The 22,818-nt window shown below is 65.1% G+C and carries 19 protein-coding genes and 1 pseudogene; 11 read left to right on the top strand and 9 right to left on the bottom strand.

Features of this window, described 5'->3' with window-relative positions:
• Positions 1-81 precede the first annotated feature (81 nt).
• Positions 82-1,212: an aminotransferase class V-fold PLP-dependent enzyme gene (locus BMW28_RS09850; RefSeq protein ID WP_091817296.1), complete on the bottom strand. Its 1,131-nt coding sequence runs from the start codon at positions 1,210-1,212 to the stop codon at positions 82-84.
• Between the two features lie 161 nt (positions 1,213-1,373).
• Between BMW28_RS09850 and rarD the strand changes: the two genes are divergently transcribed.
• The gene (gene rarD, locus BMW28_RS09845) at positions 1,374-2,258 is read left to right on the top strand and encodes an EamA family transporter RarD (RefSeq protein WP_091817293.1); all 885 of its coding nucleotides are present in this window, start codon (positions 1,374-1,376) and stop codon (positions 2,256-2,258) included.
• 30 nt (positions 2,259-2,288) lie between these two features.
• Here the strand turns inward: rarD and BMW28_RS09840 are convergent, their stop codons facing one another.
• On the bottom strand, positions 2,289-3,005 hold the full coding sequence (locus BMW28_RS09840; RefSeq protein ID WP_091817290.1) for a YggS family pyridoxal phosphate-dependent enzyme: 717 nt from the start codon (positions 3,003-3,005) through the stop codon (positions 2,289-2,291).
• 266 nt (positions 3,006-3,271) lie between these two features.
• Between BMW28_RS09840 and BMW28_RS09835 the strand changes: the two genes are divergently transcribed.
• The 3 genes from BMW28_RS09835 (at position 3,272) to BMW28_RS09825 (ending at position 5,989) form a co-directional block, all read left to right on the top strand.
• Positions 3,272-4,174 (top strand): NAD(P)-dependent oxidoreductase, encoded by a 903-nt coding sequence (locus BMW28_RS09835; RefSeq protein WP_091817288.1) that lies wholly within the window; start codon positions 3,272-3,274, stop codon positions 4,172-4,174.
• A gap of 7 nt (positions 4,175-4,181) precedes the next feature.
• Positions 4,182-4,559, top strand: coding sequence for a YbaN family protein (locus tag BMW28_RS09830; protein WP_091817285.1), 378 nt, complete (start codon positions 4,182-4,184; stop codon positions 4,557-4,559).
• Positions 4,560-4,663: 104 nt separating this feature from the next.
• Positions 4,664-5,989: a tryptophan--tRNA ligase gene (locus BMW28_RS09825; RefSeq protein WP_091817283.1), complete on the top strand. Its 1,326-nt coding sequence runs from the start codon at positions 4,664-4,666 to the stop codon at positions 5,987-5,989.
• Between the two features lie 194 nt (positions 5,990-6,183).
• Here the strand turns inward: BMW28_RS09825 and BMW28_RS09820 are convergent, their stop codons facing one another.
• From BMW28_RS09820 to BMW28_RS09810, 3 genes are all read right to left on the bottom strand, one after another.
• A complete protein-coding gene (locus tag BMW28_RS09820; RefSeq protein WP_091817280.1) occupies positions 6,184-7,536 on the bottom strand; it encodes an alanine/glycine:cation symporter family protein in 1,353 nt (450 codons plus the stop codon).
• 141 nt (positions 7,537-7,677) lie between these two features.
• The gene (locus BMW28_RS09815) at positions 7,678-9,975 is read right to left on the bottom strand and encodes an ATP-binding protein (RefSeq protein ID WP_091817278.1); all 2,298 of its coding nucleotides are present in this window, start codon (positions 9,973-9,975) and stop codon (positions 7,678-7,680) included.
• A gap of 180 nt (positions 9,976-10,155) precedes the next feature.
• Entirely contained in the window at positions 10,156-10,557 is a 402-nt protein-coding gene (locus BMW28_RS09810) for a polyhydroxyalkanoate granule-associated phasin (protein WP_091817275.1), read from the bottom strand.
• A gap of 233 nt (positions 10,558-10,790) precedes the next feature.
• Between BMW28_RS09810 and BMW28_RS09805 the strand changes: the two genes are divergently transcribed.
• From BMW28_RS09805 to BMW28_RS09795, 3 genes are all read left to right on the top strand, one after another.
• Positions 10,791-12,992 carry a malate synthase G gene (locus tag BMW28_RS09805; protein ID WP_091817273.1) on the top strand — a complete coding sequence of 734 codons (2,202 nt, stop codon included), beginning with the start codon at positions 10,791-10,793 and terminating at the stop codon, positions 12,990-12,992.
• Positions 12,993-13,182: 190 nt separating this feature from the next.
• The gene (locus tag BMW28_RS09800) at positions 13,183-13,806 is read left to right on the top strand and encodes a cytochrome b (RefSeq protein WP_200785780.1); all 624 of its coding nucleotides are present in this window, start codon (positions 13,183-13,185) and stop codon (positions 13,804-13,806) included.
• A gap of 157 nt (positions 13,807-13,963) precedes the next feature.
• A complete protein-coding gene (locus tag BMW28_RS09795; protein WP_159430746.1) occupies positions 13,964-14,599 on the top strand; it encodes an EF-hand domain-containing protein in 636 nt (211 codons plus the stop codon).
• 191 nt (positions 14,600-14,790) lie between these two features.
• Here the strand turns inward: BMW28_RS09795 and BMW28_RS09790 are convergent, their stop codons facing one another.
• From BMW28_RS09790 to mnmA, 3 genes are all read right to left on the bottom strand, one after another.
• The gene (locus BMW28_RS09790; protein WP_091817270.1) at positions 14,791-15,357 is read right to left on the bottom strand and encodes a CinA family protein; all 567 of its coding nucleotides are present in this window, start codon (positions 15,355-15,357) and stop codon (positions 14,791-14,793) included.
• A 15-nt stretch (positions 15,358-15,372) separates the two neighbouring features.
• Positions 15,373-15,765 carry a TraR/DksA family transcriptional regulator gene (locus BMW28_RS09785; protein ID WP_143280583.1) on the bottom strand — a complete coding sequence of 131 codons (393 nt, stop codon included), beginning with the start codon at positions 15,763-15,765 and terminating at the stop codon, positions 15,373-15,375.
• Between the two features lie 81 nt (positions 15,766-15,846).
• The gene (gene mnmA / locus BMW28_RS09780; protein WP_091817265.1) at positions 15,847-16,959 is read right to left on the bottom strand and encodes a tRNA 2-thiouridine(34) synthase MnmA; all 1,113 of its coding nucleotides are present in this window, start codon (positions 16,957-16,959) and stop codon (positions 15,847-15,849) included.
• Between the two features lie 233 nt (positions 16,960-17,192).
• Between mnmA and BMW28_RS09775 the strand changes: the two genes are divergently transcribed.
• The 4 genes and pseudogenes from BMW28_RS09775 to BMW28_RS09760 form a co-directional block, all read left to right on the top strand.
• Positions 17,193-18,452: an NAD(P)H-dependent flavin oxidoreductase gene (locus tag BMW28_RS09775; RefSeq protein WP_091817263.1), complete on the top strand. Its 1,260-nt coding sequence runs from the start codon at positions 17,193-17,195 to the stop codon at positions 18,450-18,452.
• A gap of 246 nt (positions 18,453-18,698) precedes the next feature.
• Positions 18,699-21,158 (top strand): adenosylcobalamin-dependent ribonucleoside-diphosphate reductase, encoded by a 2,460-nt coding sequence (locus BMW28_RS09770; RefSeq protein ID WP_200785779.1) that lies wholly within the window; start codon positions 18,699-18,701, stop codon positions 21,156-21,158.
• Between the two features lie 105 nt (positions 21,159-21,263).
• Complete coding sequence (locus tag BMW28_RS09765; protein WP_091817261.1) at positions 21,264-21,791, top strand: helix-turn-helix domain-containing protein; 528 nt, start codon at positions 21,264-21,266, stop codon at positions 21,789-21,791.
• A gap of 26 nt (positions 21,792-21,817) precedes the next feature.
• A pseudogene (locus BMW28_RS09760) lies at positions 21,818-22,489 on the top strand (IS3 family transposase); the annotation flags it as partial.
• Positions 22,490-22,522: 33 nt separating this feature from the next.
• Here BMW28_RS09760 and BMW28_RS09755 read toward each other — a convergent pair.
• On the bottom strand, positions 22,523-22,818 hold a 296-nt coding region (locus BMW28_RS09755; RefSeq protein WP_143280582.1), incomplete at its 5' end, for an integrase core domain-containing protein.

Below are 22,818 nucleotides of genomic sequence, written 5' to 3'. Positions count from 1 at the left end.
CATGAAAAACGGCCGCTGAGCGGCCGTCTCCACAGGCAGCCCGTCGCAAGACCGGCTGCCTTTTTGCTGTCCGGGCGAGAGTCACACGCCCATGCGGGTGAGGGCCTCGTCCATCAGCTGCACCGTGCGCTCCACATTGCGCCATTTCTCCAGACCGAACAGGCCCAGGCGGAAGGTGCTGAAGCCCTGCGGCTCGCCGCACATCAGCGGCACGCCGCTGGCGGCCTGCACGCCGGCTGCCACGAACTTGCTGCCGTTCTGCATGCCCGGATCGATGGTGTAGCTCACCACCACGCCAGGCGCCTTGAAGCCTTCGGCCGCCACGCTCGGGAAACCGCGCGCTTCCAGCATGGCGCGCATCTGCGTGCCCAGGGCGATCTGGCGCTCGCGCGTGACCTCGAAACCATCGGCACGCGTCTGCTGCATGGCCTCGCGCAGGCGCAGCAGGCCGTCGGTGGGCATGGTGGCGTGGTAGGCGTGTTGCCCCTTCACATAGCCTTCGGCCAGCCCCACCCACTTCTTCAGGTCGCAGGCAAAGCTGTTGCTGGTGGTGCTCTCGATGGCGGTACGGGCACGTTCGCTCAGGCAGACCATGGCGCAGCAGGGGGTGCTGCTCCAGCCCTTTTGCGGGGCGCTGATCAGCACATCCACGCCCACAGCGGGCATGTTCACCCACATGGCGCCGGAGGCGATGCAGTCCAGCACGAACAGGCCGCCCACTTCGTGCACGGCGTCGGCCAGCTGGCGCAGGTAGTCGTCCGGCAGGATGATGCCGCTGGCGGTTTCCACATGCGGCGCAAACACCAGCGCGGGCTTCTGTTCACGGATGGTGGCGACCACCTCCTCGATCGGGCACGGCGCCCAGGGGGCTTGCGCATCGTCGCTGGCGGGGCGCGCTTCGCACACGGTCACGGCTTCGGTGATCTGGCCCATGTCGAAGATCTGGCTCCAGCGGTAGCTGAAGAAGCCGTTGCGCACCACGAGCACCTTCTGCTTCTGCGCGAACTGGCGAGCCACCGCCTCCATGCCGTAGGTACCGCTGCCGGGGACGATGGCAGAGGTGTGGGCGCCATAGACTTCCTGCAGGGTGGAGAGGATGTCCTGCATGGCGCCGACGAATTGCCTGGACATGTGGTTGACGGCGTGGTCGGTGTAGACCACCGAATATTCCAGCAGTCCTTCGGGGTCGATATGGGGCAGCAGTCCGGGCATGGCTTGTCTCTTTCGTCGGGGGGTTGTTCTGTGCGCACGGGCACGGTGCGGCCGCGCGGCTTGTGCTGAAGACACGGCTCCGCCAGTGCGGAGCCTGCATCAGGCATCCATGGTAAACGGGTTTGCGGAACGCTTTGAGGAATGCCCGTACACTGCCCGCCATGTTGCAAGGAATTGTGCTCTCTGCCACGGCTTCGGTGTTGTTTGCCGTGCTGTATTACTACGCGGTGCTGCTGCAGCCACTCGATGGCATGCCGATTTTCGGCTGGCGCATCGTGCTGGGGCTGCCGGCGCTCACCGCGTGGGTGCTGGCACTTGGCAGTGGCGCCGCCCTGCTGGCGCTGTGGCGGCGGGTGCGCAGAGAGCCGATGCTGGCGCTGGGCCTGCTGGTGAGCGCACATCTGATCGGCGCGCAGATGGCGCTGTTCATGTGGGCGCCGCTGCATGGCCGGGCGCTGGAGGTGTCGCTGGGCTATTTCCTGCTGCCTCTGGTGATGGTGCTGGCCGGGCGTGTCGTCTATGGCGAACGCCTGAACCGCTGGCAGCAGCTGGCGGTGCTGCTGGCAGCCCTGGGCGTTGGGCATGCGATCTGGCAGGGCGGCAGCCTGTCGTGGGCAGCGGCGCTGGTGGCGCTGGGCTACCCACCCTACTTCATGCTGCGGCGACGGCTGCAGGTGGAGGCCCTGCCCAGCCTGTGGGCGGAGACGCTGCTGCTGGTGCCGGCTGCGCTGTGGCTGCTGGCAAGCGAGCCCATCAGCACGCAACTGGCGCAGCAGCCGCGCCTGTGGGGCCTGCTGCCCTTGCTGGGGGTACTGAGTGCCACGGCGCTGGCCTGCTATCTGGCCGCCAGCCGACGCCTGCCGCTGGGGCTGTTCGGGCTGCTCGGCTATCTGGAACCGGCGCTGCTGTTCGGCGTGTCGCTGCTGCTGGGCGAACGCATGGCACCCGGCGCAGCCTGGACCTATGTGCCGATCTGGCTGGCGCTGGGTGTGCTGGCCGTGGACGGGCTGCAGCAGTGGCGCAGGCTCGGCAAGCAGCCCGTCTGATCGGGAGTCAAGCGTGAATGCCAGTGCCGATCAGGCCGGATAGCTGCGCTGCCCGAAAATCGCCGTCCCCGCGCGCACCATGGTGCTGCCGGTGGCAATCGCCAGTTCCAGATCGCCGCTCATGCCCATGGACAGGGTATCCCACTGCGGCAAGGCCAGGCTGGCGCCCAGTTCATCGAACAGCGCCTTCGTCTGCCGGTGCACCTGCAGCGTCTGCTGAGGATCGCCATAGGGTTCGGGAATGCTCATCAGCCCGCGCAACTGCAGGCCGGGCAGGTCGCGCACGGCACGGGCAAACTCCAGCGCCTGCTCCGGCGCCAGCCCCGACTTGGTTGCTCCGCCATCCATGTTGACCTGCAGGCAGATCTGCAGCGGCGCCTTGTCAGCTGGGCGCTGGCGGCTCAGGCGCTGGGCGATGTCCAGCCGATCCAGCGACTGCAGCCAGTCGAAATGCGTGGCCACCTGGCCGGACTTGCGGCTTTGCAGCGGGCCGATGCAATGCCACTCCAGCCCCAGGGACTGCAGCGCCTCGATCTTGGCAACGGCCTCCTGCACATAGTTCTCGCCAAAGGCGATCTGGCCGGCGGCGGCGGCTTCGCTCACGGCTTCGGCGGGAAAGGTCTTGGACACGGCCAGCAGGCGCACCGAGCCGGGCGCGCGGCCGGCTGCCTGTTCGGCATCGGCAATGCGCTGCCGCACCTGAGCCAGCGCGGCAGCAATGGAAGGGAGGGAATCGGAATCGGGCATGGACAGGCGGGCCTTTCGCACCGCAGGCGCCGCCGGCTGAACCGGGCAGACACCATTCACACTTCTTGGAGAGCTTTGCAGGATGTTGCCGAACCGGGCACATCCCATGGATGAGAATGTTACCCACTTTCTGCGGCGCACGGCACAGGTCGCTGCAGTGAACGTCCTGCATTCCATCAGGAAACCATCCCTGCCTGCAGCACTGCGGGGCACGGCTGCGTTACCATGTGCCGTTCCCTTTTTTCGCACCTGCCCAGGAGTTTTTCATGTCCCAGATCGCCGACAAGACCTATGCCCCGAGCCAGCCGCACAGCGTGGCCTTTCTTGGCCTGGGGGTGATGGGCTATCCGATGGCCGGCCATCTGGCGCGCGCCGGCCATGACGTGACGGTCTACAACCGCACCGCCGCCAAGGCCGCCGACTGGGTGAAGGAATGCGGCGGCAAGGCTGCAGCCACGCCGCGCGAGGCCGCCATCGGCGTCGACATCGTGTTCTGCTGCGTCGGCAACGACGACGACCTGCGCAGCGTGGTGCGGGGCCCGGATGGCGCCTTTGCCGGCATGCAGCCGGGCAGCGTGTTCGTGGACCACACCACGGCTTCGGCCGAAGTGGCGCGCGAACTGCACGCCGCCGCGGCAGCCAAAGGCCTGCATTTCATGGACGCGCCGGTCTCCGGCGGCCAGGCCGGCGCCCAGAACGGCATGCTCACCGTGATGTGCGGCGCCGATGCGGCCACCTTCGAGCGTGCCCAGCCGGTGATCGCCGCCTTTGCCAAGGCCTGCAGCCGCATGGGCGAAGTCGGAGCCGGCCAGCTGGCCAAGATGGTGAACCAGATCTGCATCGCCGGGCTGGTGCAGGGCCTGAGCGAGGCCATCGCCTTCGGCCAGAAAGCCGGCCTCGACATGCCTGCCGTGCTGGATGCCATCAGCAAGGGCGCCGCGCAGAGCTGGCAGATGGAAAACCGCGGCAAGACCATGGTGGAAGGCAAGTTCGACTTCGGCTTTGCCGTGGACTGGATGCGCAAGGATCTGGGCCTGGTGCTGGACGAGGCGCGCCGCAACGGCGCCCGCCTGCCGGTGACGGCGCTGGTGGACCAGTTCTACGCCGACGTGCAGCAGGCCGGCGGCAAGCGCTGGGACACCTCCAGCCTGATCACGCGCCTGAAATAAGTCCTCCATGCTCCAGCACACGGTCCGCCTGCTGCTCTGGGTGATCGGCGCCATTTCGCTGGCGCTGGGGGTCATCGGCATTTTCCTGCCGGTGATGCCGACCGCGCCCTTTGTGCTGCTGGCCGCCGCCTGCTGGGCCAAGGCCTCGCCACGGCTGCACCGCATGCTGCTGGAACACAAACACACCGGGCCCATCCTGCGCGCCTGGGAAGAGCGCGGTGCCATTCCGCGCACCGGCAAGTGGCTGGGGACGCTGGGCATGGCGGTGTCCTCTGTCGGGGTTGCCATCACGCTCTCCAGCACCCATCACTGGTGGCTGGCAGCCCTGATGGCCGTCACCTGCACCGTCATTGCCTTCTGGATGTGGAGCCGGCCGGACGCCTGAGGCGGTTGCCCACCCCCTTGCAGCGCCCGACAGCAGCCCTGCCAGCGATCACGGATAATAGAACGCTTGCCGCCGCTCTGGCGGCCCATCTGCTGCCATCCGACATGACCTCCACTCCTGTTACCCGCTTCCTCACCGGCATCACCACCACCGGCACGCCCCACCTGGGCAACTATGTCGGCGCCGTGCGCCCGGCCGTGCAATCCAGCCTGCGCCCGGACGTGAAGAGCTACTACTTTCTGGCCGACTACCACTCGCTGATCAAGTGCGATGACCCGGTCCGCATCCAGCGCTCCACGCTGGAAATCGCCGCCACCTGGCTGGCTTCGGGCCTGGACCCCGAGCGTGTCACCTTCTACCGCCAGAGCGATATCCCCGAGATTCCCGAGCTGACCTGGATGCTGACCTGCGTCACCGGCAAGGGCCTGCTCAACCGCGCCCATGCCTACAAGGCCTCGGTCGACAAGAACACCGAGTCCGGCCAGGAGCCGGATGATGGCGTGACCGCCGGCCTGTTCATGTACCCGGTGCTGATGGCCGCCGACATCCTGATGTTCAAGGCCAACAAGGTGCCGGTGGGCCGCGACCAGATCCAGCACATCGAGATGGCGCGCGACATGGCCAGCAGCTTCAACCACCTCTACGGCAAGGATCTGCTGGTGCTGCCCGAAGCCGAGGTGGACGAGCAGGTGGCCCTGCTGCCCGGTCTGGACGGCCGCAAGATGAGCAAGAGCTACGACAACACCATCCCGTTGTTCGTGCCGCAGGCCGAGATGAAGAAGCGCATCCTGTCCATCGTGACCGATTCGCGCGCGCCTGGCGAACCCAAGGAGACCGAAGGTTCGGCCCTGTTCCAGATCTACCAGGCCTTTGCCACGCCTGAGGAAACCACGGCATTCGCGCAGGCCTTTGCCGATGGCATCGCCTGGGGCGAAGCCAAGCAGGTGCTGTTCGAGCGCATCGACCGCGAGATTGCGCCCATGCGCGAGCGCTATGCCGAGCTGATTGCCAACCCGGCCGAAGTGGAGCGTATCCTGCTGGCCGGTGCCGAGAAGGCGCGTGCCGAGGCGGCTCCCTACACGCGTGAACTGCGTGCGGCCGTGGGCCTGCGCAGTCTGGCGGCGATGCAGGATGCCACGGCCGCGTCCGCCGACAAGGCCGCAGACAAGGCTTCGGCCCCGCCCGTCTTCAAGCAGTACCGCGAGAAGGATGGCCGCTTCTACTTCAAGATGACCGCCGCCAACGGCGATCTGCTGCTGCAGAGCAAGGGCTACGACAACCCGCGCGAAGCCGCAGCCGCCATCGCCGCCCTCAAGACGCAGGGCCCCGGCGCACTGGAAGCCATGCGCCCGCAGCTGGAAGATCATCCCCAGAGCATGCTGGAGACCATCCGCAATGCGCTGGATGTGCTGCTAACGCTGCAGGAATAAGTTTCAAAAGCGCAAGCAAAAGGGCATGTCCGCGAAGGCGGTACATGCCCTTTTTTGTGGCGGATGCTTCAGCAAGCCTGGCCGCGCTTGTCTTGTGGCGCCTCACAGCCTGACGGGCTGGAGCAGAGGATGTCGCAACACCCTGCCGCCCTGCTCAGTACAGGCTGCAGCCCGGCTCGCACCGGGCCAGTTTCTCAGTACAAATGCCCGCTGCGGCGCTTCTCCGCAAAGTCGCGCGTCTCGGCCACGACCACGCCGGTCAGCAGCAGCAGCGCAATCAGGTTCGGAATCGCCATCAGGCCGTTGAACACGTCGGATGCGGCCCAGACCAGATCCAGGCTCACCACGGTGCCCAGGAACACAGACGCCACGTACAGCAGCCGGTAGATCAGCACAAAGCCGTCGCCCAACAGGTAGGAGGCACACTTCTCGCCGTAGTAGCACCAGCCCAGAATGGTCGAGTAGGCAAAGAACACCAGACCAAAGGTCACGATCCAGCCACCCATGCCGGGCAGCAACTGCTCGAAGGTGTGCGTGGTCAGCGCCGCGCCGGTTTCGCCATTGGTGTAGAGGCCCCCCATCACCAGCACGATGCCGGTGATGCTGCAGACCACGATGGTGTCGAGGAAGGTGCCGGTCATGGACACCAGGCCCTGACGCACCGGGTGGTCGGTCTTGGCGGCAGCGGCGGCGATCGGCGCCGAGCCCATGCCCGCCTCGTTGGAGAATACGCCGCGAGCCACGCCGTAGCGGATCACGGTACCGAGCGCACCGCCTGCCACAGCCTGGCCGGTGAAGGCGTCGGTGAAGATCAGTTCCAGCACCGGGCCGACCAGCGACAGGTTGCTGAAGATCACCACCAGACCACCCAGCACGTAGCCGATGGCCATCACCGGCACGATGGCGGAAGACACGCGCGAGATGCTCTTGATGCCACCCAGAATCACCAGGGCCGTGAACACGGTCAGCACCACGCCGGTCATCCAGGAGTCGATCTGGAAGCTGGCCTGGATGGACTGCGCCACCGAGTTGGACTGCACCGAGCTGCCGATACCGAAGGAAGCCAGCGTGCCGAACAGGGCGAACAGCAGCGCCATCCACTTCATGTTCAGGCCGCGCTCGATGTAGTACATGGGGCCGCCGGACTTTTCGCCGCGGCTGTTGGTGGTGCGGTACTTGACGGCCAGCACGCCCTCGGCGTACTTGGTGGCCATGCCGAAGATGGCCGTGACCCACATCCAGAACACGGCACCCGGGCCGCCCGCGACCACGGCCGTGGCCACGCCGGCGATGTTGCCGGTACCGATGGTGGCCGACAGCGCCGTCATCAGTGCGCCGAAATGCGATACATCCCCGTCGTGGTCGCTACCGTCTTCCTTCTTGCCGTGGGGGGTGAAGGCCTGCTTCAGCGCAAACACCAGCATCGAGAATTGCAGGAAGCGCAGTCGCAGGGAAAGATACACCCCGGTGCCGACCAGCAGGGTGAGCATGGGAACGCCCCAGACCCAGCCACCGACCACATCAAAGAACTGCTTGAGTGAGTCCATCCGTTTGTCTCCGTTTTTACAAAACGAAAATCATAGCGGTGGCCTGTGACGGAAACAGTCGCCCGAAAAAAATTCAAAAAAGGGGCAGCCTAGGCTGCCCCAAATCGCGCTCTCGCTGTGGTCAAACGGTCGCCTCGCCTCTCATACGAAGCCCATGCCGCGGTTTTCGCGGACTTCGGGCTTGATGCGATGCTCGGCCTCCAGTTGTTCGATGAACTCTTCCGGAAAAAGTTCCTCCCCCAGAATGTCGATCTGCCGGCGCACGGCGGCGTAGTCGCCCTGGCAGAGCTGGTCCATGCGCGCCAGCCGCTGGCGCAGCTCCGGCGTGAGCCGTTCCGCATCGCCTTGCAGCGCTTCGGTCACGAACATGCGCTCGCGCTGCTCCAGCGTGAGCGGCTTGAACTGGATCTTGAAGCTGAAGCGGCGCAGGGCAGCCTGGTCCACCCGGCCCATCAGGTTGGTGGTGCAGATGAAGATGCCCTGGAAGCGCTCCATGCCCTGCAGCATCTCGTTCACCTCGGTGACTTCGTAGTTGCGCTGGGCGCCGCGCCGGTCCATCAGGAAGCTGTCGGCCTCATCCAGCAGCAGCACGGCTTCGTCGCGCTCGGCGTCGGCAAACATGCGCGCCATGTTCTGCTCGGTGTCGCCCACGTACTTGCTGACCAGATCGCTGGCCTGCTTCACCATCAGCGGCTTGCCCAGCTGGCCCGCGATGTACTCGGCCAGCGCCGTCTTGCCGGTGCCGGGCGCGCCGTAGAAGCACAGCGTGCCATGGCCGCGCGCATGCAGCGCCTCCACCATGCGGGCGATGGGGTAGCGCGTTTCCACATTGAGCATGTCCAGGTCGTACTGCGTGACGCTGCGGCGCTGGCGCGTGCCCTGCGGGCGATGGCCGAGCGCCATATCGGCATGCGCCAGCTGACGCTCCATCCAGGCTTCGAGCTGGCTGGCGTCCTCATGCTCCACGAGGTTGGCGAAGCGCAACGCATTGGCGATCTGCGCCGGCGTCAGGTTCTCGCGTTCGGTCAGACGGCTGACGAAGGCATCACTCACCGGCACCTCGGTCAGCAGCTTGCGCACCAGCCGTTCGCGCGCGCCGGGCGGCGGGCTGGACAGCTCCAGGTGATAGGTGAAGCGTCGGCGGAATGCCGGGTCGATCTGCTCGATGCGGTTGGTCACCCACAGCACCGGCACCGGGTTGCTCTCCAGGATCTGGTTCACCCAGGCCTTGCCATTGACCGAGCCGCCGCCATGCACCAGTTGCTCCTGGCGTGCCAGCAGGTCGGCCGTCTGGCCCTGCACGGGCGGGAACACGTCCTCCACCTCGTCGAACAGCAAGGCGGTGCGCGGCGATTCTTTCAGGAAGGCCTGCGCGATCTGCAGCGAACGGTAGCGGTCGCGCCCACTCAGGGCGTTGCCGTCGCGGTCCGCGTATTCCACCTCGAAGCAGTCCAGCCCCGCAGCCTGCACCGCCACCTTGGCCAACTCGGTCTTGCCGGTACCCGGCGGGCCGTAGAGCAGGATGTTGATGCCGGTTTCGCGCCGCTCGCGTGCCGCCTGCAACAGGCGGGTGACGGCCTGCACATCCTGCGCCACATGGGCAAAGTCCTCTGCCTGCAGCGTGGTCGGCACCGCCAGCCGGGTGAACTCGGCCATCAGCTCCTGCTCGCTGCGGTACTCGCGCATCAGCATGGAGGGCAGCTGGTCGCTCACCTTCATCAGGTCGGACAAGTCGGTGATCGCATGCTCGCCGACCAGGTTATCGACCATGCCGATGCGCTCCAGCCGCGAGCCGCGCCCCAGCGCATCGGCCACCTCGCGCGCGCTCACGCCGGCCACATCGGCCATCATGGCGTAGGCTTCGGCCGCGCTGTTGACCTTGAATTCCACCAGCAGACCGCGCAGCTCGCGCTGGTAACGCGCCAGCGCGCCGTAAAGCAGCAGCGCACGTTCTGCGGGGTTGAGCTGCAACAGCGTGCCCAGGCTGTCGATGTTCTTCTGCATCTCCACCGGACACTTGCGCAGGCGCTGCTGCACCCACTCGCCGGTGGTGGCCAGCAGGGTCAGCATGTCCTTGGCCGCGTCCTTGACGAATTCGTCCAGGTAATAGAACAGCGAGCCTTCTTCGTAGGCACCGCGCCAGACGCCGTGCCGCTCCAGGAATTCGGCGTGGCTCAGCTGCTCGTGGCCGGTCCAGAAGCCGTTGTCACGGCAGCGCAGCGCCAGAAAGCCGCGCAGCCTGAGCAGCACATGCTCGGGCCAGACCAGATGCCGGCCGGCCAGCGCCATCAGCGAGTTGACATCCCGCCGCCAGTTGAAGCGGTTGCCGTTGCGCGCCGTGAGCGTGAGCACGAACTGCGTGCACAGCAAATCCATGGCGGGTGCCTGTTCCAGTGCCGGAGACAGGTGTACCCGCAATTGACCCGAAACGTCCGCCATGTAGCTCCTCCCGCACACTGTGCCAGAGCGAGACGGCACCGTGCCGCCTCAACGCCGATTGGATCATGGGTGCGCGAAAAGGTTGCGCTCCTGCGCGGTCATTGCGACAGCGGCAGGTGAAAAAATCCCGGTTTCGGACAGAACCGGAACCGGGGGACACTCAGGCCTTGCCGCCTGCGCTCAGCGGCGGGTGCTGCGCCCCAGCCGCTTGGCGTTGCTCAAGGCACGGCTGTGCACCGGAAACAGCCCCTTGCCCATCACATCCAGCATGCTGCGCTGCATCTGGCTGCCCAGCGCCTTGTTGTTCCAGGGCTGCCACCACATCATGGGGTTCATGAACATCTTCATCCACATCTGCTGCTGGGCCTGCAGCATCTGCCAGCCCATGGCCTGCCAGGATTCATAGAACGCGGCGACCTTCTCGGCGCCCATCATGGTGAATTCCTTGCGGTCTGCCTTGGACGGGTTCAGGCCTGCGGTGGCCATGCGCGAAACGCGATGGGCAATCACCTGCGGGGCAGCAAAGGAAAGTTCGGCGGTCTTGCGGGCGAGCTGGCTCGCCTTGTGGTTGTTGGAGGTCATCGGGTGAGTCAGTGAAAAAGCGCGCGCAGGCGCGAAACTGCATAAAAAACATGCAACCTTGCAATGCATCCTACACGGATGGGGCAAAAACAGTGTGAACAGCTGTTATTACATTCATAAATGTCACGAATCCTGCACGGATAAGCCATTTAATCCGGAGCAAAGGATGTAATACAGTATGTGTCATGCCACAGTCGTGGCTTTTGTCTGCACAACGCACAAGGAAACAACCCATGCAAACTGCCCGCACCCAGGTCCACCAGCTGCAGGTGGCCACTCCCCTGTACGACTTCGTCAACAGCCAGGTCCTGCCCGATATCGGCGTGAACCAGGATACCTTCTGGCAGGGTTTCAACCAGATCGTGGCCGACCTGGCCCCGAAGAACGCCGCCCTGCTGGCCGAGCGCGACCGCCTGCAGGCCGAGCTGGACACCTGGCACAAGGCCAACCCCGGCCCGGTGACGGACATGGCCGCCTACCGCAAGTTCCTGGAGCAGATCGGCTACCTGGTGCCGGTGCCGGCAGATGCCAAGGCCACCACCACCAACGTCGATGACGAACTGGCCACGCAGGCCGGCCCGCAGCTGGTGGTGCCGATCCTGAACGCCCGCTACGCCCTCAACGCCGCCAACGCACGCTGGGGCAGCCTGTACGACGCCCTGTACGGCACCGACGCCATCCCCGAGACGGACGGCGCGGAAAAAGGCAAGGGCTACAACCCCAAGCGCGGCGAGAAGGTCATCGCCTTCGCCCGTGATTTCCTGGACCAGGCCGCGCCGCTGGTCGGCTACTCACACAAGGATGCGGTGGTCTATTACGTGAAGGACGGCGAACTGCTGGTGAACGTGGTCGGCGGCCAGATCGCCAAACTGCAGAACCCGGCCCAGTTCGTGGGCTACCAGGGTGACGTGCGCGGCCCGTCCAGCATCCTGCTGGAAAACAACGGCCTGCACATCGACATCCGCGTGGACCGCAGCACCCCGATCGGCCAGTCCGACGTGGCTGGCGTGGCTGACGTGGTGGTCGAAGCCGCCCTGTCCACCATCCTGGATCTGGAAGACTCCGTCGCCGCCGTCGATGCCGAGGACAAGATCCTGGGCTACAGCAACTGGCTGGGCATTCTGCGTGGCACGCTGACCGAGACCTTCGACAAAGGCGGCAAGCAGATGACGCGCGGCCTGAATGCCGACCGCCTCTACACCGCCCCCAACGGCAATGGCGAAGTGCGCCTGCACGGCCGCTCGCTCATGTTCGTGCGCAACGTGGGTCACCTGATGACCAACCCCGCCATCCTGTGGGGCGCCGAGAACAAGGAAATCCCCGAAGGCATCATGGATGCCGTCATCACCACTGCCATCGCCATGCACGACCTGCAGGGCAAGGGCAAGGACGGCCTGCGCAACTCGCGCAAGGGCAGCGTCTACATCGTCAAGCCCAAGATGCACGGCCCGAAGGAAGTCGGCTTTGCCAACGAGCTGTTCGGCCGCGTGGAGCAGCTACTCGGCCTGCCCGACAGCACCGTCAAGCTCGGCATCATGGACGAGGAGCGCCGCACCAGCGTCAACCTGCAGGCCTGCATCGACGCCGCCAAGAGCCGCATCGCCTTCATCAACACCGGCTTCCTGGACCGCACCGGCGACGAGATGCACACGGCCATGCAGGCCGGCCCGATGATCCGCAAGGGCGAAATGAAGTCCACCGCCTGGATCCAGGCCTACGAGAAGAACAACGTGCTGGTGGGTCTGGCCTGCGGCCTGCGCGGCAAGGCGCAGATCGGCAAGGGCATGTGGGCCATGCCCGACCTGATGGCCGAGATGCTCAAGCAGAAGATCGCCCATCCCAAGGCCGGCGCCAACACCGCCTGGGTGCCCAGCCCGACCGGTGCCACGCTGCACGCGCTGCACTACCACCAGGTCAAGGTGTCCGACATCCAGCAGGAACTGGAAAAGACCGACGTGGCCGCCGAGCGCGACAACCTGCTGACCGGCCTGCTGACGGTTCCGGTGTCCAGCAACCCGACCTGGAGCGACGAGGAAATCCAGCAGGAACTGGACAACAACTGCCAGGGCATCCTGGGCTATGTGGTGCGCTGGGTGGACCAGGGCGTGGGCTGCTCCAAGGTGCCCGACATCAACCACATCGGCCTGATGGAAGACCGCGCCACGCTGCGCATTTCCAGCCAGCACATGGCCAACTGGCTGCTGCACGGCGTCGTCGAAGAAGGCCGCGTGCGCGCCACCTTCGAACGCATGGCTGCGCTGGTGGACCAGCAAAACAGCGGCGACCCGCTGTACCAGCCCATGCACGGCAATGCCGCCACCAGCTACGGCTACCGCGCGGCGCTGGATCTGGTGTTCAAGGGCGTGGAACAGCCCAGCGGCTACACCGAGCCGCTGCTGCACGCCTGGCGCCAGAAGGCCAAGGCCGGCGCGTAAGCGCCCAGGTCGCTGGCAGGACACCGTCATGGCGCTGCGCCTGACGGAGTCCTCCCGCTGATCGCCACCGCAGAACCGGTGCTTGCAGAGCATGCAGGCGCCGGTTTTTTCTTGCCGGCTCGGCAGCGCCCTTGCCAGATCTGCAGCACCCCTCCGGCTGTCTCTTGCCGGCGCACCCAAAGTCTGCCCTGTGTCAACTCCCGGCGCCTTTGATGGCAGCCAGCTGGCAAAGCAGTGGCACAATCAGGCCATCGTCATTCTGGAGACCACCATGCCCGAAGCGCTGACGCCGCGCCGCTACAGCACCCCCGTCATCGCCATCCACTGGCTCACCGTCCTGCTGGTGATCGCCGTCTACTGCCTGATGGAGTTCAAGGGCATCTATCCCAAGGACAGCCCCGAGCGCAACGCCATGAAGATGTGGCATTTCACGCTCGGCATGACCGTGTTCTTGCTGACCTGGGTGCGCCTGCTGGTCCGCGCACGCAGCCAGACACCGCCGATCACGCCCCCGATTCCCCAATGGCAGAAGACGCTGAGCATGATGACGCACGGCCTGCTGCTGGCGATGCTGATCCTGCTGCCGCTGACCGGCTGGATGATGGTGAATGCCTTCGGCAATGCCGTGCCGTTCTGGGGCATGGAGCTGCCGCAACTGGCCATGCCCGACCGCGAAGCCGGCCTGCGCCTGAAGGATTTGCACGAAACCGTGGCCTCGTTAGGCTACCTGCTGATCGGCCTGCATGCCGTGGCCGGCCTGTATCACCATTACGTGATGAAGGACGACACCCTGCAGCGCATGCGTCCGCACTGACGCACGCGTTGCCGCAGTACGACTGCCTGTTTCCGGTTGTATGGCGCGCGGCGTTTCCGAAACACCTGCTTGCGCCCTTCATGAACACTTAAGCTGACCGGAATATAAAGAGAGTATGCAAACCATTTGCTTTCTTCCCTTCCGAAAGGAGTGCATCATGAAAAAACCCGTCCGCATCCTGTCTGCCCTCGCTGCAGCCGCCCTGCTGGCCGGTTTCAGCCTGCCCGCCTCTGCGCAGACGCGTGCCAATTTCTCCGCCATCGACCGCGACGGCAATGGCGTGGTCACCCAGCAGGAACTGGACCGCTACCGCGCCCAGCGCCCCGGCGCCGGCCGCAACGCGCTGAGCCTCAAGCAGATGGACGCTGACAGGAACGGCACCATCAGCCGCGCCGAATACGCCAACGCGCACAAGAACCGCGTGCGCCCAGGCCAGCGCAAGGGTGCCATGCTGGGTCAGGGCCAAGGCCAGGGCATGGGTCGAGGTGCCGCCGCTGATGCGCCGGCTCCGCAGCCGGGTGTCGGCATGGGCGCCGGCCAGGGCATGGGCCGTGGCATGAACCGCCCCGACTTTGCCGATTTCGACACCAACCGCGATGGCAGCATCAGCCAGGATGAACTGAACCAGTATCGTTCGGACAAGCTGGAGCAGCGCGCCAAGGAAGGCCGCATGATGCGCAACGCCTCCAAGGCACAGGCCTTTGGCGACATGGACACGAACAAGGACGGCAAGATCGACGCCACCGAGTTCTCCAACCACCAGATGCAGCAGCCGCGTGGCCGCAACCGCTGAGGAGTGCAGGCTGACCGACAAGGCAGGCTGACACCCTGATTGCCTGCCCCACCAACGCACAAGGCACCCTGATCAGGTGCCTTGTTGCATTGCGGAAGCCGAAAACACATCCGGAGCCGGTGCGCCTGCTGCCGTGCCAATCCGTGTGAAAACGCTCAGCACGTATGCCAGCGCAGCGCACATACGCCGAGTCAGTGCGCCCGCCTCAAGGCCTGTAACCGCGCCAGCAGCCCCTGCAGCGCATGATGAACGGTCGCAGCGCGGATGGCCGCCCGGTCGCCGGGAAAGACGCGCATCTCGGCGGCTCCCAGATTGCCCAGTTGCCAGCCGAACCACACGGTACCCACCGGCTTTTCTGCCGAACCGCCGCCGGGCCCGGCCACACCCGTCACCGCCAGTGCCACCTGCGCGCCCGAGCGCTCGCACGCCCCCAGCGCCATCGCCCGCGCCACCGCCTCACTCACGGCGCCATGCTGCGCAATCAGTTCCGGCGCCACGCCCAGCAATTCGCTCTTGGCCAGATTGGAATAGCTCACCATGCCGCGCTCGAACCACTGGCTCGAACCGGCCAGCGAGGTGCAGGCAGCAGCAATCAGCCCGCCGGTACAGCTTTCCGCCGTAGCCATCATCCAGCCACGACTGCACAGGCCATCCGCCAGCTGGCGGCACAGGGTCAGGGTATCGCGTTCGAGAAACAGCAGGCCACTGTCATCCCCACCCTGCGGCACCGGATGCAGGGGATTGCGTTCCTCGGTCATGGCGAAGCGCCGTGCTTACATGCGTGCCGTGGGCACAGCGGCGGTTTCGCGCTCCCAGCGCGACTTGCAGGCCACGCAGTGCTGCGTCTGCGGCTCGATCTGCAGGCGGGCGAAAGGAATGTCGCAGCCGCACTCGTCGCACTCGCCGTAGGTACCGTTCTCGATGCGCTCCAGCGCAGCGTTCACGCGCGCCAGATCCACGGCGCCCATGTCGCTCAGGGCCAGGTCGACTTCACGGTCGGAGCTGTGCTGGCGCTCGACGCTGCCGCGCGTCTCGATGATGTCACGGGCATGATCCACACGGCTCTGGCCGTCGCGCACTTCGTCAATGCGACCTTCGATCTCAGCCTTGCGCTGCTCGAGCAGGGACTTGAGTTCGGACAGTTGTTCGGCAGAGAGCTTGCCCATGTTGTTCTCCTGATACGGGTTCACTTGTTTCAAGTGTACGGCCAAACACCCCTGTCACAAAACTGCGGCAGGGGGTGTGGCTCAGGCGGTGATGATGCCGCCGCCCAGACAGACTTCGCCGTCGTACAGCACGGCACTCTGGCCCGGCGTGACCGCCCATTGCGCTTGCGCAAAGTCCAGCTGCAGCGTGCCGTCTTCCAGCAGGGCCGGCGTGCAGGGCGCATCGGCCTGGCGGTAGCGCGTCTTGGCTGCAAAGCCAGTGGCCGACTGCGCAGCGGCCGGCGGCTTGCCGGCACACCAGCTCAGGTCCACCGCCTTGAGCGTGTGCGACAGCAGCCAGGGGTGATCATGCCCCTGCACCGCATACAGCGTGTTGCTGGCCATGTCCTTCTTCGCCACGAACCAGGGTGCATGGTCGCCACCGCCGCGCGGTGCGCCCTTGGCCTTGATGCCGCCAATGCCCAGACCCTGGCGCTGACCCAGCGTGTAAAAGCTCAGGCCCATGTGCTCGCCGATCTTGCGGCCCTTCTCGTCCTTGATCGGACCGGGCTGGCTCTGCAGGTAGCGGTTGAGAAACTCGCGAAACGGCCGCTCGCCGATGAAGCAGATGCCGGTCGAATCCTTCTTCTTTGCATTCGGCAGGCCGATTTCCTCGGCGATGCGGCGCACCTCGGTCTTGTGCAGCTCACCCACCGGAAACAGCGTCTTCTGCAGCTGCGCCTGGTTCAGGCGGTGCAGGAAGTAGCTCTGGTCCTTGGACGGATCCAGCCCTTTCAGCAGCTGCACTTCGCCGCTGTCGATGCGGCGCACGCGCGCATAGTGGCCCGTGGCGATCTTCTCGGCACCCAGGCGCATGGCGTGGTCCAGAAAGGCCTTGAACTTGATCTCGGCATTGCACAGCACGTCCGGATTGGGCGTGCGGCCGGCCTGGTATTCGCGCAGGAATTCGGCAAACACGCGGTCCTTGTATTCGGCCGCGAAGTTGACGTGTTCGATCTCGATGCCGATCACGTCGGCCACGCTGGCGGCATCGACGAAATCGATGTTGGAGGAGCAGTACTCCGAGTCGTCGTCATCCTCCCAGTTCTTCATGAAGATGCCGACCACCTCGTGCCCCTGTTGCTTGAGCAGGTAGGCGCTGACGGCAGAATCCACGCCGCCGCTCAGGCCCACCACGATGCGGTGTTTGGTCATTCTGCCATTATCGCCGGGCGCGTATTTCCCGGGTTGGCTGGCGGTTGGCACACTCTGCAGCAAGCAGCCATGCCGCGCAAGGTGTGGCATTTTCTCCAACGATGTGCATTCACGCGGCTTGCAGCGTTGTCAGCGCCGCCCGATCGACCGATTGCTTGACCCACAACAAGCAAGGGGCAGGCCTTCTTTGCTAGCCTTGACTGGTTATTACTTTGTCCCACCGGACCGTCGCGATGTCTCCCACTGCAGTGCCCCTCCCCACCTTCCCCTCCCTCGCCGAGGCCAGCGCGCTGGTCGAGCAGCTGCGCGAGAAGGCCACCGCGTCCGGCCTGAAACTGTGGTCGCTCGCCGGCAAGACGCTGATTCCCGTCGTGCAGGGCGGCATGGGCGTGGGCATTTCCGCTGGCGGCCTGGCCGGCACCGTGGCACGCATGGGCGCCGTTGGCACCATCTCCTCGGTGGACCTGCGCCGCCTGCATCCCGACCTGATGGAAAAGACCCGTCCGCTGGAAAAATCGCGTGATGTGGCCCATGCCAAGGGCGTGATCGACGCCGCCAACAACGAAGCGCTGCGCCGCGAAATTGCCCGCGCCCGCGAAATCTCCCAGGGCCTGGGCCTGATCGCCGTGAACGTGATGAAGGCCATCAGCGCCTACGCGCAGAACGTGCGCACTGCGCTCGAGGCCGGCATCGACGCCGTGGTGGTGGGCGCCGGCCTGCCGCTGGACCTGCCCGAGCTGGCCAAGGATCATCCCAAGGCCGCACTGATCCCCATCCTGAGCGATGCGCGCGGCGTGCAGCTGATCGTGAAGAAGTGGGAAAAGAAGGGCCGTCTGCCCGATGCCATCGTGATCGAGCACCCGCGCCTGGCCGGTGGCCACTTGGGTGCTGCCAAGATCATGGACCTGAACGACCCGCGCTTCGATTTCGAGAACGTGCTGCCGGCCGTGCGCGAGTTCCTGCGCAGCGCGGGCTATGAGCGCCACATCCCGCTGATTGCCGCCGGCGGCGTCAGCAGCCATGAGGACATCCAGCGCCTGCAGGAGCTGGGTGCGGATGCCGTGCAGATGGGGACCGCCTTTGCGGTGACGCAGGAAAGCGATGCCGCCCCGGAGTTCAAGCAGGTGCTGGCGAACGCCCGCCCCGAGGACGTGGTCGAGTTCATCAGCGTGGCCGGCCTGCCCGCCCGCGGCGTGCGCACGCCCTGGCTGGACAAGTACCTGCGCATCGAGCCCAAGCTGCAGGCCGTAGCGCACGAGAAACGCTGCAACATGGCCTTCGACTGCCTGCAGCACTGCGGCCTGCGCGACGGCAAGAGCGATATCGGCCAGTTCTGCATCGACAAGCATCTGGGCCACGCGCAGGAAGGCGACACGCAGAAAGGCCTGTTCTTCCGCGGCGCCGGCAAGCTGCCGTTCGGTTCGGAAATCCGTCCCGTTCAGGATCTGCTGCAAAGGCTGCTCGGCGGTCGTGCCGCTGTCGCCAATCCGTAAAAATCCCAATCCCGGCCGCAAGCCCGATGCAGACTGGGTTTGCGGCTTTTTGTCAGTTTGCTGAAAGTCCCCAGCAAGATTTCCGGTCGCCAAACCCGCTAAACTGGCTGCCGGACGACCTGCCTTCCTGCCACAAGGGACATGCCAAAAGGCCCGCCAGAGGCCCCATAATCCCCTCCCTTGCCCCGCTGGCCACGCGCCGCGTCGCTCCCCCGAATTTTTCTGAATCCCACCTGAATACCGTCCATGGACATCGCTGAACGCACTCCTGTCGCCACCACCATGCAACTGCCCGAACAACTCATCTCCCTCGACGTCCTGATCGAAAAGTACTGCAAGGAAGGCGAGAACAGCGCCGATGCCATCTACACGCGTGTGGCGCGTGCCCTGGCCGGCGCCGAGAAGCCCGAGCTGCGCGCGGAGTGGGAACAGAAGTTCCTGACCAACCTGAAGGCCGGCGCCATCGGCGCAGGCCGCATCATGAGCGCCGCCGGCACCGAGATCCAGGCCACGCTGATCAACTGCTTCGTGCAGCCCGTGGGCGACTGCATCCAGGGCGAGGATGACGAGGGCTTCCCCGGCATTTACGAGGCGCTGCGCGAGGCGGCCGAGACCATGCGCCGTGGCGGTGGCGTGGGCTACGACTTCTCCCGCATCCGCCCCAAGGGCGCCGAGGTGAAGGGCACGCACTCCATCGCCAGCGGCCCGTGCAGCTACATCAACGTGTTCGACCAGAGCTGCTCCACAGTGGAATCCGCCGGTGCCCGCCGTGGCGCGCAGATGGGCGTGCTGCGCATCGACCATCCGGACGTGCTGGAATTCATCACCGCCAAGCGCACCCCCGGCCGCTGGAACAACTTCAACGTCTCCGTGGGCGTGAGCGATGCCTTCATGCAGGCGGTGCAGAACGACGCGGACTGGGAGCTGGTGCACAAGGCCCGTCCCGGCCAGAAAGTGCTGGACAAGGGCGGCTACCAGCGCGCCGACGGCAAGTGGGTGTACCGCAAGGTGCCGGCGCGCCAGCTGTGGGACACCATCATGCAGTCGGCCTACGACTTTGCCGAGCCGGGCATCCTGTTCCTGGACCAGATCGGCCGCGACAACAACCTGAACTACTGCGAAACCATCGCCGCCACCAACCCCTGCGGCGAGCAGCCCCTGCCCAGCTACGGCTGCTGCGACCTGGGCCCGATCATCCTGACGCGCTTCGTGCGCAACCCCTTTGGCGTGGAAGGCAAAGCCGAATTCGATTTCGAGGCCTTCGAGCAATCCGTGGCGGTGCAGGTGCGCGCGCTGGACAACGTGCTGGACGTGACCTGGTGGCCGCTGCCGCAGCAGCACGCCGAATCGCAGTCCAAGCGCCGCATCGGCGTGGGCTTTACCGGCCTGGGCAACACCCTGTCCATGCTGTGCCTGCGCTATGACCGCGAGGACGGCCGCCAGATGGCCGGGCAGATCGCCGAGCGCATGCGCAATGCCGCCTACCGCGCCTCGGTCGAGCTGGCCAAGGAAAAGGGCGCCTTCCCGAAATTCGACGCAAAGGCCTATCTGGGCAACGGCACCTTTGCCAGCCGCCTGCCGGCCGACATCAAGGCCGAGATCAAGAAGTACGGCATCCGCAACAGCCACCTGCTCTCCATCGCCCCCACCGGCACCGTGAGCCTGGCCTTTGCCGACAATGCCTCCAACGGCATCGAGCCGGCCTTCTCCTGGAGCTACAAGCGCAAGAAGCGCGAGGCCGACGGCACCACCAGCGAATACACGGTGGAAGACCACGCTGCCCGCGTGTACCACACGCTCAAGGGCGCCGATGCGCCGCTGCCCGAGTACTTCGTCTCCGCGCTGGAAATGAGCGCAGCCGACCACGTCGGCATGATGCAGGCGGTGCAGCCCTACATCGACACCTCCATCTCCAAGACGGTCAACATCCCCGAAGACTATCCCTACGACGACTTCAAGGACCTGTACCGCCAGGCCTGGACGGCCGGCCTGAAGGGCCTGGCCACCTACCGTCCCAACAACATTCTGGGTGCCGTGCTGGAAGCCACGCCCAAGGCGGAAGAGAAGAAGCCCGAGCCCGTGGGGGAAGCTGCCCCGGTCACCTTTGACCCGATGCGCACCGTGATCGAGAGCCGTCCCAAGGGCAGCCTCAACGCGGTGGCCGAGAAGATCGAATACTGGACGCAGGAAGGCAAGAAACGCCTATACCTGATCGTCTCCTTCATGCCGGTGGCCACGCCCGACGGCCGCACCATCGAGCGCGCCATCGAATTCTTCATGCCGGTGGGCCAGAGCGGCGAATCGCAGCAGTGGATCACCGCCACCATGCGCTCCCTGTCGCTGGCTGCTCGCGGCGGCTTCCTGGACCGTGCGCTGGAAGACCTGCGCAAGGTCAGCTGGGACCGCGGCCCGGTGCGTCTGGGCACCTACGAGAAGGCAGACGGCACGCTGGTGCCCATGTGGCACGACAGCGAAGTGGCTGCCATCGCCTATGCGCTGCAGAACCTGATTGGCGAACGCAGCCAGATGGAACTGCCGCTGAAGGACCTGGACGCTCCCTCGCCCAACCACACCCCGGTGGGTGTGCAGCAGTCGCTGCCCGTGATGGCCGGCAAGAAATGCCCCGAGTGCGGCGCACACGCCATGATCCGCAAGGATGGCTGTGATTACTGCACGCAGTGCGGGTATGTGGGCAGCTGCGGCTAAGTCCCCAAACGGAAGGGGCTGAGCGCCATGCCCTCGCCCCTCCTGCAATAGCCGTCCTGCTGAACTGCACCCCAAAAGTTGGACACCAACTTTGGGGTGTTTTTCATGGCGAAGTTCGACGTGGATTTCAAGCTCAGGCTTGTCCAGGAGTATTTAACGGGAAATGGCGGGCAGGCAAGTCTGGCCAGTCGTTACGGAGTCGGCCGTTCAACGCTGCGCTTGTGGGTGGCGCTCTATAGGGCGCATGGTCGTGATGGTCTCAAACGCAAGCACACGACTTACAGTGCGGAATTCAAGCGCCAGGTGCTTGAGCACATGCAACGCGAAGGCCTATCGCTCAAGGAGGTGGGCGCGCTGTACAACATTCGCAATCCGCCGGGCATTCGCCTGTGGCAGACTCTCTATGCAGCTGGCGGCCTTGAGGCGCTGGCACCTCGACCCAAAGGGAGATCTCCAGCAATGCGCAAGTTCAGCCAGCCCGATGACAGAGCCGTGACCGAGAAGACGGTTGAGGAATTGCAACGCGAGAATGAGTACCTGCGCACCGAGGTGGCGTATCTAAAAAAGTTGCAGGAGATCGTCCAGGCAAAGCAACAGGCAGCGCAGGCAAAGCCCAAGCGGTCAACGCCCTGAGAGAGCAACACTATCCTCTGGCAGCCATGTTGAGCGTAGCCGGCCTTTCACGCAGCACGTACTACTACCAATGTGCTTTGCGACAGGCCGGGGATGGGCAGCAAGCGCTCAAGCAGCAAATCTGCACGATCTACCATCGCCACAAGGGCCGTTACGGCTATCGGCGCATCACGGCTGAGTTGTGCAAGCTCAGTTCCAGTAGAGTGAACCACAAGAAGGTGCAGCGGTTGATGCAGGCGCTGGGGCTGAAGTCGCTGGTGCGGCCCAAGCGCTACCGTTCATGGCGGGGAGCCGGCCATGTGGCTGTGCCCAATGTGTTGCAGCGCAACTTTCAGGCAGAGCAGCCGAACCAGAAGTGGGTGACGGACGTGACCGAAGTCAAGGTGTGCGGTGACAAGCTGTACCTCTCTCCGGTGATGGACCTGTACAACGGGGAGATCGTGTCCTGGCGCACAAGCAGGCAACCGGTGTTCAAGCTGGTCTGGGAGATGTTGCAGGAGGCCTTGGGCAAGCTCAAGGGGCAGACGCGTCCTGTGTTGCACTCCGATCAGGGCTGGCAATACCAGATGCCTGCCTACCGCAAGGCGCTTGAAGCCCAAGGCGTCAGGCAAAGCATGTCCCGCAAGGGCAACTGTCTGGATAATGCGGCGATGGAGAGCTTCTTTGGCACGCTCAAGGCCGAGTTCTTCTACCTGAATGAACCGCCCCGGGTTTCGAGGAGGCTGGTTGGTTTAAGTGGACACCTCTGCCAAGGTGTTGCTGTCGGCAAGTTGCCTCCAGTAGTTTGCCTCAGCTTCTGCCGGCGGGATACCCCCGATCGGCGTGAGCAGTCGGACGTGGTTGAACCAGTGCACCCATTGCAGGGTCGCCAGTTCCACGGCTTCCCTGGTCTTCCAGGGGCCCCGGCGATGAATCAGTTCGGCCTTGTATAGCCCGTTGATGGTCTCGGCCAGCGCGTTGTCGTAGCTGTCGCCTTTGCTTCCCACTGATGGCTGGATACCTGCCAGGCCCAGCCGCTCGGTGTAAC

This window comes from Allobrachymonas denitrificans DSM 15123 (assembly GCF_900110225.1).
Classification (GTDB): domain Bacteria; phylum Pseudomonadota; class Gammaproteobacteria; order Burkholderiales; family Burkholderiaceae_C; genus Brachymonas; species Brachymonas denitrificans.
Note: the sequence above shows the minus strand (reverse complement) of the source record. Positions and strands in the feature narration are given on the sequence as shown.